Annotated in this window: 12 protein-coding genes and 1 other annotated feature; of the genes, 7 read left to right on the top strand and 5 right to left on the bottom strand. The window is 36.6% G+C overall.

The genetic code is table 11. The features are described from left to right. Nucleotides 1-109: 109 nt before the first annotated feature. From rlmD to yunB, 5 genes are all read right to left on the bottom strand, one after another. A complete protein-coding gene (rlmD, locus tag NBX03_RS11120) occupies nt 110-1495 on the bottom strand; it encodes a 23S rRNA (uracil(1939)-C(5))-methyltransferase RlmD (protein ID WP_250227847.1) in 1386 nt (461 codons plus the stop codon). An 86-nt stretch (nt 1496-1581) separates the two neighbouring features. Continuing rightward, the gene (cas4, locus tag NBX03_RS11115; RefSeq protein WP_250227846.1) at nt 1582-2190 is read right to left on the bottom strand and encodes a CRISPR-associated protein Cas4; all 609 of its coding nucleotides are present in this window, start codon (nt 2188-2190) and stop codon (nt 1582-1584) included. Between the two features lie 269 nt (nt 2191-2459). Beyond that, a complete protein-coding gene (locus NBX03_RS11110) occupies nt 2460-2762 on the bottom strand; it encodes a hypothetical protein (RefSeq protein WP_250227845.1) in 303 nt (100 codons plus the stop codon). Further along, nucleotides 2752-3702, bottom strand: a complete 951-nt coding sequence (locus tag NBX03_RS11105) for a 3'-5' exoribonuclease YhaM family protein (RefSeq protein ID WP_250227844.1) — start codon at nt 3700-3702, stop codon at nt 2752-2754. Before NBX03_RS11105 ends, NBX03_RS11110 begins: the two co-directional genes overlap by 11 nt. Before the next feature lie 564 nt (nt 3703-4266). After that, a complete protein-coding gene (gene yunB / locus NBX03_RS11100; protein ID WP_250227843.1) occupies nt 4267-4926 on the bottom strand; it encodes a sporulation protein YunB in 660 nt (219 codons plus the stop codon). Between the two features lie 411 nt (nt 4927-5337). On the opposite strand from yunB, the gene NBX03_RS11095 reads away from it, so the two are divergent. From NBX03_RS11095 to NBX03_RS11065, 7 genes are all read left to right on the top strand, one after another. Next, on the top strand, nt 5338-7077 hold the full coding sequence (locus tag NBX03_RS11095) for a B12-binding domain-containing radical SAM protein (protein WP_250227842.1): 1740 nt from the start codon (nt 5338-5340) through the stop codon (nt 7075-7077). A gap of 17 nt (nt 7078-7094) precedes the next feature. Beyond that, entirely contained in the window at nt 7095-7727 is a 633-nt protein-coding gene (nth, locus tag NBX03_RS11090) for an endonuclease III (RefSeq protein ID WP_250230269.1), read from the top strand. 480 nt (nt 7728-8207) lie between these two features. Further along, nucleotides 8208-8558, top strand: coding sequence for a sulfite exporter TauE/SafE family protein (locus NBX03_RS11085; RefSeq protein ID WP_250227841.1), 351 nt, complete (start codon nt 8208-8210; stop codon nt 8556-8558). After that, nucleotides 8555-9094 carry a sulfite exporter TauE/SafE family protein gene (locus NBX03_RS11080; RefSeq protein ID WP_323373228.1) on the top strand — a complete coding sequence of 180 codons (540 nt, stop codon included), beginning with the start codon at nt 8555-8557 and terminating at the stop codon, nt 9092-9094. The genes NBX03_RS11085 and NBX03_RS11080 overlap by 4 nt, the downstream gene beginning before the upstream one ends. Nucleotides 9095-9557: 463 nt before the next feature. Next, nucleotides 9558-9787 (top strand) — a binding site (T-box leader). Between the two features lie 42 nt (nt 9788-9829). Continuing rightward, nucleotides 9830-10852 (top strand): phenylalanine--tRNA ligase subunit alpha, encoded by a 1023-nt coding sequence (pheS, locus tag NBX03_RS11075; RefSeq protein WP_250227840.1) that lies wholly within the window; start codon nt 9830-9832, stop codon nt 10850-10852. Nucleotides 10853-10864: 12 nt separating this feature from the next. Further along, on the top strand, nt 10865-13264 hold the full coding sequence (pheT, locus tag NBX03_RS11070; protein WP_250227839.1) for a phenylalanine--tRNA ligase subunit beta: 2400 nt from the start codon (nt 10865-10867) through the stop codon (nt 13262-13264). A gap of 272 nt (nt 13265-13536) precedes the next feature. Further along, complete coding sequence (locus NBX03_RS11065; RefSeq protein WP_250227838.1) at nt 13537-15753, top strand: methyl-accepting chemotaxis protein; 2217 nt, start codon at nt 13537-13539, stop codon at nt 15751-15753. Nucleotides 15754-15775: the final 22 nt, after the last annotated feature.

The raw sequence follows: 15775 nt of genomic DNA, 5'->3' as shown, positions 1-15775 counted from the left end.
GTTTATAACAGAAGCGGCCCTGTTCTTTTTAAACTAAAAGAGGCTAAAATCGAGTATTTTAACTCGGATTTTAGCCTCTTTTCTTCCTTTAAGCGACGGCATCTTGTGGTCAAAGTCTACTTTTGCTCTTAAAACCGCAAGACGTCATCATTATTACAGTCTCCACATGATAACTAAACCCGAACATATCAAAGGGCTGAACTTCCTTTATATTATATCCCTTTTCCCCTAGGAATTTAAGATCTCTTGCTAAGGTATCGGGATTGCAGGAGACATAGACTATTTTTTCAGGCATAAAATCTGCTACAGCGGAAAGGAATCTTTCGTCGCAGCCCTTCCTTGGCGGGTCGACAACGAGGACATCGGCCTTTATTTCTTTATTTATAAGGTCGTAGATTACTTCTTCCGATTTGCCGGCTATAAACTCTGCGTTTTTTATATTATTTACTTGAGCGTTAAATTCGGCATCTTTTACGGCATCTTCTACGATTTCTATGCCGATGACCTTTTTTGCCTTTTGGGCGAGAAAAAGGGAGATGCTTCCGATGCCGCAGTAAGCATCTATTACGGTATCGGTTTCTTTTATATCGGCAAATTCCAGAGCTTTTTTGTACATTTTTTCTGTTTGAACAGGATTTACCTGATAGAAGGATAGGGGGGAGATTTTAAATTTCATTTCACCCAGATAATCGCTTATATAATCGGAACCCCAAAGGGTTTTTGAAGAGATGCCAAGTATGGTATTGTTCTTTTTTGAATTGTAGTTAAGAACAATGCTTTTCATTCCTTCTACGACTTTAAGGGAATCAATTAAACTATCCTGATTTTTGAGAGGCTTTCCTTCTTTTAAATTTACTGCGAGGACAACCATGATTTCTCCGGTTTTAAAACCTGTTTTTATTAATACGTGGCGAAGTATTCCTGAATGGTTTTCTTCGTCATAGGCAGGTATGGCGTTTAAGACAGCGTATTCTTTAATTTTTTCAAGGATAGAAGAGGAAGTCTCCGTCTGTATATAGCAGTCGGTAACAGGAATTAAATTATGGCTGTTTTTGGCGAAGAAGCCTACTTCAAGATTTCCCTTTACATTTCTTACGGGAACCTGAGCTTTGTTTCTGTAACCCCTTAAATTTTCCATGGGAACAACAGGGGATACTTCTATATTTTTAAATCCGCCTATCCGCTCCAGGCTGTCTTTTACCTTTTTCTGCTTTAGTTTAAGCTGGGCCTCATAGTTTAGATGCATAAGAGAGCAGCCCCCGCATTTATCTGAAACAGGGCAGGGGGATAAAACCCTGTCGGGAGAGGGCTTTCTTATTTCTATAATTTTACCGTAACCGTAGCTTTTATTGACTTTAAGTATTTTTATAAGGCATATATCCCCGGGCAAAGCCCCGTCTACAAAAAATACAAAATCATTAATCTTTCCTATACCTTCGCCCTTTGTTCCTATATCGGAAATCAGTATTTCAGTTTCATCGTTTTTCTTAAACATATCTGTCCCCTTATGGCAGTTCTATTTTATATTAAGTAGGTATCCCCTTATAATTAACAAAAAAAACTTTCATTTTTGTCAGCTTATTAAAATTCGCAGTATTCACATACAGTTCCTCGGCAAAGGCAATGCCTGCATTTTACATACTCGCAGGAAGGCTCGTCCATAGGGCCTTCCGTAAGCATAAGCCGCATACTTTCTACTGTATCTAAAAGCTCTTTTCTTATTTTTTTCGTGTTTTTTATTTTAAACATATAGTCGCTGTAAATAATCTCACCGTATGGAGGATGGGTGTCGAAACATTCTTCTATAATAATAAAATACGCCGCAAGCTGTAAAAGGTCACCAAAGCGGGGAAGCGGTTCTTCTCCTATGGTTCCGCTTTTAAGCTCTACAGGTAAAAGCTTGCCCCTTTTTGAAAATATATAATCAGGCTTTCCCTGTAAGCCGTATTTTTCGCTTTTTAAAAGCTTAGAATAGATAACATTTTCTTTTCTGGGGGTGTTTTTCTCATCAGAGTAAAAAAGCCGGTATCCTGAACCGGGAAATTTAATTTTCTTCTTTTTAACCTGGTATTTTACATGGGAAATTATAAAATAAATCAGCCTTGCAGCAAAAAGAACCGAAAAAACCAGTATAAGTATTAAAAGATAATCCTTCATATATTTCACCAAAATTCTAAGGAAATTATCCACAAAATATCCCCATAATCTTCTGGGGATATTTAAAGTCTGCCGGATTATTGTATTATAAACCATAGGTTTTGATTATACATTTTCTAAAGAAAAATGTATTCGTGAATAAGATTAAGCAAAGCTTAATTTTATTCATATTGTATGATAAATTTAAAGTTAAACAGTAATAAAACCCTGTATTCACTTTAACTTAAGAATATACGTTTGAGAAAGGAATTCGTATTTTTGAGTTAAAGTGAATAAGGTTTTATTGTTTCTTTATAAGAAAATTACTGTAAGTAAATATAGTAATATAAAAAGCCTGCCATGAGGCCGACTATTGCACTTATTACAAAAAGAGCTAATTTTAAAGATTTCAGGAGCTTTTGTTTTTTATAAAATTTGTCATGAAATTCAAGGCCCTTTGAAAAATTGCCCTTGGCGGAGCCTTCTATGCCAAGGGCCTCATTTCTTTCTTTATAGAGCCTGCGTATTTCCGACGCTCCGTAAAGCCTCTCGTAATACCACTGATAATTGCAGTATGCGAATTTATTTATTTCGTTGGCAGATATAAAATCATTTTTATTTTTCATCGAAATCAGATTTTCTTATATTTCTGGCTAGCATTTTATGGTATCCAACCCAATTGCCCTGCGTATTGTCGCTTTGTATCATTTCCTCGAACATTTTTACCTTTGCATCCATGTCGTCTACACAGTGAAGGATAAAGGCTTCAATAGTCTGAGGAATTTTTGGAGAGCCGTATTCCAAAAGCCCGTGATGGGAAAGAACCAGATGCTTTAAAAGGCTTTCAAGCTGATGAGGAAAATTATCTATTTTGGAAGCTTCCTTTCCTATAAGCTCCGAGCACATAACTAAATGACCGATTAACTGGCCGTCATCTGTATATTCATTTTCAGGAAAGGACGAAAGCTCGTAAATCTTTCCCACATCATGTAAAAGGGCGCCTGCGATAAGAAGGTCCCGGTTTACGTATTTATATTTATCGCTTAAATACTGGCATATGGAAACCACCGACACAGTATGCTCAAGAAGCCCTCCCATGAAACTGTGATGCATCTGCTTTGCCGCAGAATGGGTTTTGATGTTTTCGGATATGATGCTGTTTTTATAAAATATGTTTTCAAGCAAGGTTCTGATATGAACATTTCTTACGGAGGCTATATATTCCTTTAGCTGATTATACAAAGAGGTTATATCCTTATCCGTAACGGGGATATAATCGGAGGGATCGTATTCTCCATCTTTGCTTTTTCTGATTTTACTTACTTTAAGCTGAACATCATTTTGATAGGTAACCACAACGCCGTCGACTTTAATATAGTCATTTTCTTCAAAGCTTTGAATATCGTTATTAAGCTCCCAAACCTTTGCGTCTATGGTTCCCGTTTTATCCTGCAGCTTCAGAGAAAGATAGGTTTTTCCGGAGCGGGACTTTAAGCTGTGCTTCTGTTTACACAGGAAATGGTCTATTATTCTGTCATCTTCTTTAAAATCTTCAATATATCTCATTAAATTCACCTATTCTAATAATACGGCTATAGCCTTAAAGCAGTAAAATATTCTGCTTTTATAGCAATCTATTATAAACCGACAGGCAATAATGCTGTCTTAATTTTTAAACCAATTTAATTCTATCATAAAAACCATATATAGTAAAATAATTTGAGTACAGTAACAAAACCGTGTATTTTATACTTATAGTCAATTTCAAATGAAACAGTAATAAAAATCGCATATTTTGAACGGCTTAAACATAGGGATTTTATATGTTTAAGCCGTTTATGAAAAATAGATTTTTATTGCTTCCTTCTGTGAAATTTACTATAGTGAACCTGAAAACACTTACAGGGAAGCTAGGTGAACGTTCTTTTATAGTCAGCAAAGCTCTTTTTATTTTTGTTGGCTATGAATGGCTTAATATAAGCGCTTCTATTATATTTAAGCCGTTTATGAAAATAGGTTTTTATTACTGCCTCGAAAGCTATTTTACTATAGGAACAACTTAAATCCAGGGGAAGATAATCTCTGCCCGCGATAAAGGGAGCGGCTTCATAATGCGCACTCCCTTAAAATTTATTTTGGATTGTTAAAGTATACGGCTGGTATCTCATTATTGATTATGGTATTTACAAGAGGAAGCTTTCTAGTTATGTTTATTTCTGCGGTTTGGAGCGGATTTACTACTTTTATTTTTGTATCAACCTTTATCCATATTTGAAAATTTACCTGATTTATGCCTACGGATTCAAAAGAGGAATTATAATCTACTACGGCGTTTCCCATGGGAAGGGCTGTAACCGTATAACTGGGGCCGATATTCGCAAGGGTCTTTATACCGGCAATGCTTCCTATGGGAAGGCTTACCTTCTGAGGTCCTATGTTATTTAAGTTTTCGGAAATATCTACGGCTATCTGATTGCAGATGGTGTTTATTAATACGGTATTTACGGCGATGGAATTTATCTTTCCATCCTCCGATTCACTTTTTTCATAAAAATCGCTGCTTGTAAGCTCCAACTGGGAAATCGTCTTGGCGGCGCTTTCGTTTATGGACATATTTACCGTTGAAACAAGCTCGTTTTCCAAGACCTCAAGAACCAGAGGAAATATTTTACTGTCTATTATGATAAAGGCTGTAAAAAGCAGAACAAACACAAACACTAAAGACATTAAGAAAATACCTAAGCGTTTTTTACGCGGCCTTGTTTTTTTACGCCTTAAAGCTTTGCCCATATAAACCGACCCTTCCATATGTGCTATACTAAATATATGTACAAAGCTTTATATAATATTATAATTATAATAAATTTAAAGTTACTATAATTATATTGGAGGAAATAAAATCTGGAATAGGTCTTCTATATTCATATGAAATAATATAGGTTTTGGAGTAAGTACAACTCAAAAATATATTAATATTTTCTTTCCATGGTTAAAAATGGAGGTTTACGTAGTATTTACTCTTATATCTTAAGGCGATATAATATAAGAGCAGAAACTACGCTTATGATATAATATGAATAAAATCATACGTTGTTTGATTTTATTCACGAATACATTTTACGAAGTGAAATGTATGAGCAAAAACTACGCTTATGATATAATCATATAAGGCGGATTCAATAAAAGGGTAACTATATTGGAGTGATTAAAATTAAAATTGTTTTGTCTGCCCTTAATTCTAAATTCATACATTCTTCTCTTGCCTTAAGAAGCATCATGGCTTACTGCGGAGCGTATGAGGAACATTTAATTTTAAGGGAATTTACTATAAATAACAGTGAGGACTTTATTTTAAGGGAGCTTAATAAAATAAAGCCTCAAGTGATTTGCTTTTCCTGCTATATATGGAATATAGAAATGATAAAAAACATATGCGGAAATTTAAGAAAGATTTTAAAGGAAACCATCATCGTCCTTGGCGGGCCTGAGGTTTCTTATGAAATAGAATTTGAAAACCTGAACGCCGATATTATTATTACGGGGGAAGGGGAAGCGACTTTTAAGGAGCTTGCGGAAAGGCTTATAAATGAAGAAGACTTTTATGATATAGACGGAATCGCATATCAAAAAGACGGCCGGTTGATTAAAAATAAAGACAGAGAATTTTTGGATTTAAACACCATACCCTTCGTATATCAAGGCCTTGAAGGTCTTGATAATAAAATTCTTTATTATGAAAGTTCCAGAGGTTGCCCCTTTAGCTGTCAATACTGCCTTTCCTCTGTTGAACATGGAGTAAGGTTTTTATCTGTTGAGCGGGTAAAAGAGGATTTAACCTTCTTTTATGAAAACAGGCCGAAACAGGTAAAATTTGTTGACAGAACATTTAACTGCAATAAAAAGCATGCTCTTTTTATATGGCAGTACCTCATAGAAAAGGATAACGGTTTTACTAATTATCATTTTGAAATATCCGCCGACTTGCTTGATGATGAAATGATCAGTACCCTGGAAAAGGCGAGGCCCGGGCTTTTTCAGCTGGAAATAGGGGTTCAGTCGACGAATTGGGATACCTTAGGCGATATTAAACGAAGGACAAATTTAGACAAGCTTTTTGAAAAGGTTAAGAAAGTTAAAAGCTTCCATAACATTCATCAGCATCTTGACCTTATTGTAGGCCTTCCCAAAGAGGGATATGAAAGCTTTAAAAAATCTTTTAATGATGTTTATGCTGTAAAGGCGGACATGCTTCAAATAGGGTTTTTAAAGCTTCTTCGAGGCTCAGGACTAAGAAGAGATGCAAAGAAAAATAAAATCGTCTATAAAGAAACGGCTCCTTATGAAGTATTATATACCAATGAATTGACCTATGATGAATTTTTAAGGCTCAAAATGCTTGAAGAGGTATTTGAAACATATTATAACAGCGGAAAATTTAAAAACACTCTTGAATATGCCGTTAATACCTACAGTGACCCATTTTCTTTTTATGAGAGCTTTATGGAATATTGGGAGGATAAGGAGCATCATAAAGTTTCCCACAGTAAAATTGAGCTTTTTAATATACTCTTTGATTTTCTTTCGGATATTAGTGAAATGGATATGAGGATTGCCTGTGATTTGCTTAAATTTGATCTATTTTTAAATGAAAATATTAAAAATCTCCCGCAATGGGCCAAAAGAACGAATTATGCAAAACTTAAAGAAAACCTGGACAGCTTCTACGACGCCGATGAAAATAAAGAGAAGTATTTTAAAAATCTTTCGGCGTTTAATGCAAAGCAGCTTGCCAGAATGTGCCATATAGAGGAATTTGAATACGATGTTTACACGTTTTCTAAAACAGGAAATATAAAAAATAACAAAACCTATATTTTATTTAATTATTATGAAAGAGACGCTCTTTCAAATAATGCAAAATATGATTCCGTAACGCTTTAAGGGGGTAAATAATGACTATAAAGGAAAGAGTAGAGGGAGTTTTAGAACTCCTTGATACATATTATCCCATGGAGGGAAAATGCTATCTTGATTTTGAAAAGCCCTATGAGCTTATGATAGCGACGATTCTTAGCGCCCAGTGCACAGATGATCGGGTAAACATAGTGACAAAGGACTTATTTAAAAAATATCCCGACTTGGAGTCCTTTGCAAGGGCAGATTTATATGAAATGGAAAAAGACGTAAAAACAACGGGCTTTTTCAGGAACAAAGCCAAAAATATCATTCTTTCTTCGTCAAAACTTTTAAATGAATTTGATGGCGAAATGCCTTCGGATATTGATGTCTTAACCACCTTTCCCGGGGTAGGAAGAAAGACCGCCAATGTTATCAGGGGAAATATTTTTAAAATACCAAGTATCGTTGTGGATACCCATGTGAAAAGAATCTCATTTAAACTTGGCTTTACTAAAAATACCGACCCGGATAAAATAGAATTTGATTTAATGAAGATTATTCCAAAAGACCATTGGCTTAAGTATAATCCTCAAGTGATTGCCCACGGCAGGAAAATCTGCAAGGCGCCTACGGCAAAATGTGAAATCTGCTTTATGACGGAGTACTGTAAATTTTTTAATTCAAAAAAATAAGCTATTTTAATTAATTATAATAAATTTAAAGTTTTAAAGTAACAAAACCGTATATTCATGCAGGCTCAAAATGTATTTCCAAAGGAAATCCGTGTTTTTGAGCTTTTTATGAATAGGTTTTGTTACTTTTTTATAGGAAATTTACTATATATAATAATTCATCTGCTTTTATGACCCTGTAAGTTTTTAGCTATAGAGAACATAAAATAAGAGAAAAGCAAATTGACAATGATACGATTTCATATTTAATCAAGAATATCTAAATAAAAAACTTCTTTCGTGGGATACTATAATATATTTAACAAATTTCAAAAAAGCTTGTTAAATTGTATATAGTCAGCAAACTTAAAAGCAGCTTGATATAAGCAATCAGATAAAAGCTTGCCGGCTATATAGTGGAATGTTAAGCTCAAAACTTCAAGACTTGGATAGTTTTAAACTTAACGGAGTGTAAACAATAACCGCGGAAGGAGTTTTTTTGTGGATAAAATTAAAACGGCGGCTTTAGGAATTATAGCAGGCCTTGCCAATGGGCTTTTTGGCTCCGGCGGCGGTACTATTGTGGTTCCGGGCATGGAAAGGTTTCTCGGCGTAGACGCCCACAAAGCCCATGCTACGGCCATTGCCGTCATACTTCCCTTGACTGTATTAAGCCTGTTTGTTTACATGGGAAAAACCGAAATTGATTACAAGGCTGTTCTTTATATTTCCGCAGGAGGCATTGTGGGAGGCTATATAGGGGCTAAGTTTTTAAATAAGCTTTCAGGAAAAGCCCTGCACAAAATATTTGGTGCCTTTATGATAGCAGCAGCCATAAGGATGATTTTATGATTATGTATATAGCCATAGGGCTTGCATCTGGAATTATAAGCGGAATGGGCATAGGCGGCGGAACCATATTAATCCCTGCCCTTGCAATTTTTTATAGCATGGAGCAGCATGAAGCCCAGAATATTAATCTCATATATTTTATACCTACGGCTATAATAGCGATTATCTCCCATTGGAAAAATGGCAATATTGAGAAAAAGCTTGTGCCGAAATTAGTGATATGGGGGCTTATTGGTGCTTTTGCAGGGGCCTTTATAGCAGTTAAAATGGAAGGGGAGCTTTTAAGGAAAGCTTTCGGCTTTTTTCTGCTGGCCATGGGCCTTTATGAAATATTTAAAAAACATGAGAAGGAGGATAAAAAAACAATGGAAGATAAAGAATTTAATGAAATTAAAAAGAAATTTGAGGAAGCCGATACAAAGGGTAAAATTAATATTTATGTAAATACCCAAGGGCTTACCAACGAGCAGTATAAGGAGCTTTTAAGACTTTATCCCTATAGTGAAATAGGAGAGCTTGAAAAGGCCCTTGCTTAAATTTATAGTAAATTTAAAGTTAAATAGTAGCAAAACCATATATTCACGAAGGCTTAAAAATGTACCGTTTCCGAAGGAAATCCGTGTTTTTGGGCTTGCAGGGAATAGGCTTTTGCCACTTCTTTATAATAAATTTACTATTAACAGGGGCCAAAATTTTTATAAAAATAATTTTTTGATGAGGTTCCTGTGGGAAAGTCCCCAAAGTTCCTTTAAAACTTTGAATGCCTTTGCATTTTATCTGAAATAAATTCGGACAAAATGAATAAAATCTGCGGCGCTAAAAGTTAAAAATTAATATATTTTTCATGTGTTTGCCGTGACTTTTTACCTCAATACCCTTGACATATTCGATAAAACTGGTATACTACAAATTAAAATTGCTGTAGTTTGAGGATTTGAGAATAAAGTCCTTAACTATGGAGCATGCAGGCTTAAAAATACCGTTTTTAAAGCTTGCTGGATAAATGCTAAGATGGCGAGGGGGCATTGCCCTTTAGGTATATCCATTTTTCCATAAGAGAGAAGACGTCACCGGCTGCAAGCGTCTTTTGGAAAAGTATACTGAACTTTCCCGCTGGAGCACAAAGGCTGAACTATTCAGTAAGCCTTTGCGTCTAAACACGTTACGTTTGCTAAGTGCCGGCTTCTGCCGGAATTAGGGTGGTACCGCGAATAGTCTTCGTCCCTTTTGGGACGGAGGCTTTTTTTATTATTATGAAAAGGAGCTGTAGTATGATTAAACGTCTTGAAGAAATTAAGCTTGGCTCGGAGAAGCTTCTTAATGACGCTAAGAGCCTAAAAGACATAGAAGAACTTAGAATTAAATATTTAGGAAAAAAGGGTGAACTTACTGAGCTTTTAAAATCCATGGGTGCTTTGTCGGCAGAAGAAAGGCCGAAAATGGGCAAGCTTGTAAACGAGCTTCGTGAGCATCTTGAAAATGCAGTATCTGTGCATACTGAAAGGCTTAAAGAAGCCGCATTAAACGAAAGAATCCTTCTTGAAAAAATTGATGTTACAATGCCCGGAGAAAAAATAAGGCCTTTAGGCCATAAGCACCCTATTACTCTTGTCATTGATGCAATAAAAGATATATTCATGGGCATGGGCTATGAAATAGCGGAAGGGCCGGATATAGAGCTTGATTATTATAATTTTGAGGCTCTGAATATCCCGGAAAATCACCCTGCTAAAGATGAGCAGGACACCTTTTACGTTGACGGCGGTTTTGTTTTAAGAAGCCAGACCTCCTCTGTTCAGGTAAGGACGATGGAAACCCACGAGCTTCCCATAAGAATCATAGCTCCGGGAAGGGTTTTCCGTTCCGATGAGGTAGATGCTACCCATTCTCCGGTTTTCCATCAGCTTGAAGGTCTTGTGATTGATGAAAATATCACTATGAGCGATTTAAAAGGCGTATTGAATGTATTTGCCAAGGCTCTTTTAGGAGAAAATACAGAGGTTCGCTTTAGACCCCACCATTTCCAGTTTACGGAGCCAAGCGCCGAAATGGACGTATCCTGTTTTGTATGCGGCGGAAAGGGCTGCCGTACCTGTAAGCAAACCGGCTGGATAGAGCTTCTGGGCTGCGGTATGGTTCATCCGAGAGTTCTTGAAATGAGCGGCATAGACCCTAAAAAATACAGCGGTTTTGCTTTTGGTATGGGCCTTGAAAGAATTGCCATGCAAAGATTTAATATTCCTGATTTAAGGCTTATGTATGAAAACGATGTTAGATTTTTAAAGCAGTTTTAGGAGGAGAATTACATGAATATACCTATTTCTTGGCTTAAAGAATATGTAGATATAGATGCTTCAATGAAAGATTTTGTTGAAGATATGACCATGAGCGGCTCAAAGGTTGAAACTGTTGAAAGTCTTGGGGCTGAAATAAAAAATATCGTTGTTGGAAAAATACTAAAGATAGAAAAGCACCCCGATGCCGATAAGCTTGTAATAACTCAGATTGATATCGGAAACAGCACCATTCAGATTGTGACGGGAGCAAATAATATAAAAGAAGGGGATTATATTCCCGTTGCCCTTGACGGCGCTGTGGTTTCCGGCGGAAAAGTGATTAAAAAATCAAAGCTCAGAGGGGTTGAATCCTGCGGAATGCTTTGCTCTATTGAAGAGCTTGGATACGATACCCATGATTATCCCGAAGCCCCTGAAAACGGCATCTATATCTTCCCTGAGCCTCAAGAGCTTGGGAAAGATGCCTGCGAAATACTTCAGATAAAAGAAGATGTGGTTGAGTTTGAGATAACCTCCAACAGGCCCGATTGCTTTTCAGTATTAGGCCTTGCAAGAGAAGCCGCCGCAACTTATAATAAAGCACTTAAATATCCTGAAATAAGCCTTAAGGAAGAGGGCGAAGGCAATATCAGCGAAATGGTTTCCGTTGAAATCAAAAACCCTGAGCTTTGCCCAAGGTATATTGCCAGAGTCGTTAAAAACGTGAAGATATGCCCCTCACCTCAATGGATGCGCCATAAGCTTACGGCTTCGGGCATACGCCCTATTAATAATATTGTGGATATTACAAATTACGTTATGCTTGAAATGGGTCAGCCCATGCATGCCTTCGATATAGAAAACATAGATGAAGGCAAAATAATCGTAAGAAACGCTTATGAAGGCGAGAAAATAACAACCCTTGACGGCATAGAAAGAAATCTCGATTCTTCCATGCTTGTGATTTCAGACCCCAATAAGGCTGTTGCCATTGCAGGGGTTATGGGAGGGCAGAACTCCAAGGTAACGGGAGAATCCGGAGCCATCTTATTCGAGTCTGCCAATTTTAACGGTACTAATATCCGTGTGACGGCAAAGAAGCTGGGCTTAAGAACAGACGCCTCTGCAAAATATGAAAAAGGCCTTGACCCCAACCAATCCATAGAATCCATTAACAGATGCGTTCAGCTTGTTGAGGAGCTTGGTTACGGAGAGGTTGTAAAGGACGTTGTAGACTGCTATCCCAATAAGAGAGAAGTTTCTTATGTGGAATTTTCCCCTGAAGGCATCAACAAGCTTTTAGGAACGGACATATCAAAAGAAGCTATGGCAGAAATGCTTCAAAGACTTGATATCAAAGTTGAAGGAAATAAAGCTGTAATCCCTACCTTCCGCCCTGATTTAGAAAGAGAAGCAGATATTGCCGAAGAAATTGCAAGATTATACGGCTATAATAAAATAGATACAACCATCGAAAAGGGAAGAAAAACCGTAGGAAAGAGAAATCATAAGCAAATTGTAGAGGATAAGACGGCTTCAGCTATGGCGGCCCTTGGATTTTCAGAAATTATGACCTATTCCTTCGAGAGCCCTAAAGCCTTTGAGAAGCTTAATATTCCGGCCGATTCTCCTTTAAGAACTGCTGCAAAGATTTCAAACCCCTTAGGGGAAGATTTCAGTATCATGAGAACCACCACATTAAACGGCTTGCTTACTTCTCTTTCTAATAATTTCAGCAAAAGAAACGAAGAAGCCCTTTTATTTGAGCTTGGCAAGGTATATCTGCCGAAATCTGTGCCGATGACGGAGCTTCCCTCAGAGAAAGAAATTTTATCCATAGGCTTTTACGATATGAAGGCTAAAAAGGATTTTTTCTACATGAAAGCCGTAATTGAAGAGCTTTTTGCATATTTAAATATTCATGAAGAAAGAGAATATGTACCGGAAGAAAATATTGCCTATATGCATCCCTATAGAACAGCAAGAATTTTCTCAGGAGAAGATGAAATAGGATATATAGGAGAAATTCACCCGGAAGTATGTAAAAATTATAATATTTCTCAAAAGGCATATATATGCATAATAGAAATGGAATACCTTATCAAGCTTTCAAGTGCTAAAAAGGAATATAAGAGCCTTCCCAAATACCCTTCTGTTACAAGAGATATCTCTATGCTTGTAGAGGACGGCGTTTCTGTAAGGGAGATAGAAAAAGCAATTAAGGAAAAAGGCGGTAAAATACTTGAAAAATTAAGCCTCTTTGACGTTTATAAAGGCAACCAGATTGTAGAAGGGTTTAAATCCGTATCCTATTCTCTTGAATTTAGAGATGATGAAAAGACCCTCACAGACGAAGAAGTTTCTCAGCAGATGAAGAAGATTCTTAAAAATCTTGAAATGAAGATTAATATACAGCTAAGAGACAAATAATAATAAAGTATATTATATAATTATTAATATTGTTTAAAGGAGCGGATTTATTCCGCTCCTTTAAATTTAGTACAAAGTATATGAAAATTCAACCAATACAGGGTAAATTATATGAAAGTTAAAGAAAGGGCGTGAAAGTTAACTGAAAGTTTATGTATAAGTTAACTATTATTTTTTGTTTTGTGATTATTGATAATTTTTTGAGCAATTTTTGTCGATAAAGAATGTGATTAAATGACTTAATATAAGATCACATAGTTGAGGAGGAGTATATGAAGATTTCAAGTTTTGTAAAAAGTATAATTACTTTATTTATTATTCTTTCCGCAGGTATTATCAGCCTTGGATACATTCTTATCAACCAGCTTAATGAATCAAAGGCAGTTTTGGCAGGGCAGGTAAGATATGTTCAGCAGAGCCAGAAACTTACCGAAGTAAAGAACTTTCTTTCAACCCAGGCAAGAGCATATGTACTTTACGGAGAAAATAAGTATTACGAAAATTATTTAAGCGAAGTTAACAATACAAAAACTCGCGATGTAACACTGTCAAATCTTAAAACATTAGGGCTTTCAAAAGACGAAGAGGCTCAGATCAATAAAGTCATGGAAATTTCAAATACCATGGTAGAAGTTGAGCTTGAATCCTTGAACCTTTACAAAAATGAACATGCAATCGTAAAAGCAAGGAATAATTTATTCAGTGATAATTACAGCAATCTTGAGACTGAATTTGAAAATGCTTTGAATACCTTTCAGTCAACGCTTTTAAGCAGAGTGCAAAATGACGTTGACACTCAATGGCAGAACGCCATGCTGATTCTTTATGCCTGCCTTGGCGCAATGGGCATTATGTTTCTGGTTACGGTAGTTTCCCTTTTGAAAATACTTAAAAAGATTAAACCTATAAACCACCTGATTACTGCTTCCAACGAAATTGCAGAGGGTAATCTCAACGTTAATTTCATGAACACAAGCAACGACGAAATAGGCTCTGTTTATCAGGCGTTTATAAAAATAACCAATACCCTCAAAATGATTATAGATGATCTTAATGATATGACAAGAGAGCATGCCGAAGGTAATTATTTTTATGCTATGGAAGTTGAAAAGTACGCAGGCTCTTATCAGGATATGGTTACAAAGGTGAACTCCATGGCAGATTCCTATGTAGGATATCTTACAGAGGCAATTAAAATCATGGGAGAATTCGAAAGCGGTAATTTCCATGCGGAGATGAAACAGTTCCCTGGAAAACTTGCCACAGCAAACAGAACAATAGATAACTTTAGAGAAAAGCTTATTGAAATTAACTCTGAAATAAACGCTCTTTCAGCTGCTGCATTGGAAGGAGATTTATCTGCCAATGCCAAGACAGAAGGTTTTGAAGGCGACTGGCTTATAATGGTTGAGAACCTTAACAGATTTGTAGATGCCGTAGGAGAGCCTATAAGAGAAGCCATAGGCGTATTTAAAAACGTAAGCACAGGAGATCTCAGCGTAAGCGTTGAAGGCGATTACAAGGGCGATTTCTACATGATGAAAGAAGCCATTAATTTAACTATAGAATCCCTTTCAAGCTATATTACGGAAATATCAAGAGTTTTATCAACTATGGCCAGAAGTGATTTCAATGTTTCCGTTGATATGGATTTCAAGGGCGACTTTGCTGAAATAAAAGATTCTATCACCATGATAAATGAAAGCTTAAACGGCGTAGTAAGAAATGTTTTACTTGCGGCAAGCGAAGTAAATTCCGGAGCAAAGCACATTTCAGAATCAAGCACAAGACTTGCTGAAGGTGCTACAGAACAGGCTACAACCATACAGGATATTAATCTTTCCATAGAAGTAATCAATAAAATGGCAAAGGTTAACGCAGACAGCGCTAAAGACGCTAATAATCTTGCGGAAGCCTCTATGGAAAATGCAGAAGCAGGTAAGCAGGAAATGAGCAGAATGCTCACAGCTATGAACCAGATTAAAGAATCGTCAAATAACATTGCAAAAATAATAAAGGTTATAGACGATATTGCCTTCCAGACCAATATACTTGCTCTTAACGCCTCTGTAGAAGCCGCAAGAGCAGGGCAGCACGGCAGAGGTTTTGCCGTTGTAGCGGAAGAAGTAGGAAACCTTGCCGGCAGAAGCCAGAACGCCGCCAAGGAAACCCAGATGCTCATTGACGATACAATTAATAAAATTAACGACGGTACTAAGATAGCTGAATCCACATCAAATGCTCTCGGTACAATCGTAAGCAATGTAAATAATGTTTCTAAGCTGATTTCCAATATATATGCTTCCAGTGAAGATCAGGAAGAAGGCATCAACAAGCTGAATGACGGTATAAATCAGATGACAGCTGTTGTTCAGGCCAACTCCGCCACCTCTGAAGAAAGCGCTGCCGCTTCTGAGGAGCTTTTCAGCCAGTCAGAAATGCTTAACGGTCTTCTTAAGGAATTTGTTCTTAAGGAAAGCGAAGAATAAGTACATAGAGACATTTATAATT

Origin of the sequence: Anaeropeptidivorans aminofermentans (genome assembly GCF_940670685.1) — a bacterium.
Classification (GTDB): Bacteria; Bacillota; Clostridia; order Lachnospirales; family UBA5962; genus Anaeropeptidivorans; species Anaeropeptidivorans aminofermentans.
This window is presented reverse-complemented; position numbering and strand designations above follow the sequence as displayed.

What these genes read in the sequence shown, in the direction of transcription:
- rlmD (WP_250227847.1), bottom strand. Translation starts at nt 1,495, where the DNA reads ATGTTTAAGAAAAACGATGAAACTGAAATACTGATTTCCGATATAGGA.
- NBX03_RS11110 (WP_250227845.1), bottom strand. Translation starts at nt 2,762, where the DNA reads ATGAAAAATAAAAATGATTTTATATCTGCCAACGAAATAAATAAATTC.
- NBX03_RS11105 (WP_250227844.1), bottom strand. Translation starts at nt 3,702, where the DNA reads ATGAGATATATTGAAGATTTTAAAGAAGATGACAGAATAATAGACCAT.
- yunB (WP_250227843.1), bottom strand. Translation starts at nt 4,926, where the DNA reads ATGGGCAAAGCTTTAAGGCGTAAAAAAACAAGGCCGCGTAAAAAACGC.
- NBX03_RS11080 (WP_323373228.1), top strand. Translation starts at nt 8,555, where the DNA reads ATGATTATGTATATAGCCATAGGGCTTGCATCTGGAATTATAAGCGGA.
- pheS (WP_250227840.1), top strand. Translation starts at nt 9,830, where the DNA reads ATGATTAAACGTCTTGAAGAAATTAAGCTTGGCTCGGAGAAGCTTCTT.
- pheT (WP_250227839.1), top strand. Translation starts at nt 10,865, where the DNA reads ATGAATATACCTATTTCTTGGCTTAAAGAATATGTAGATATAGATGCT.
- NBX03_RS11065 (WP_250227838.1), top strand. Translation starts at nt 13,537, where the DNA reads ATGAAGATTTCAAGTTTTGTAAAAAGTATAATTACTTTATTTATTATT.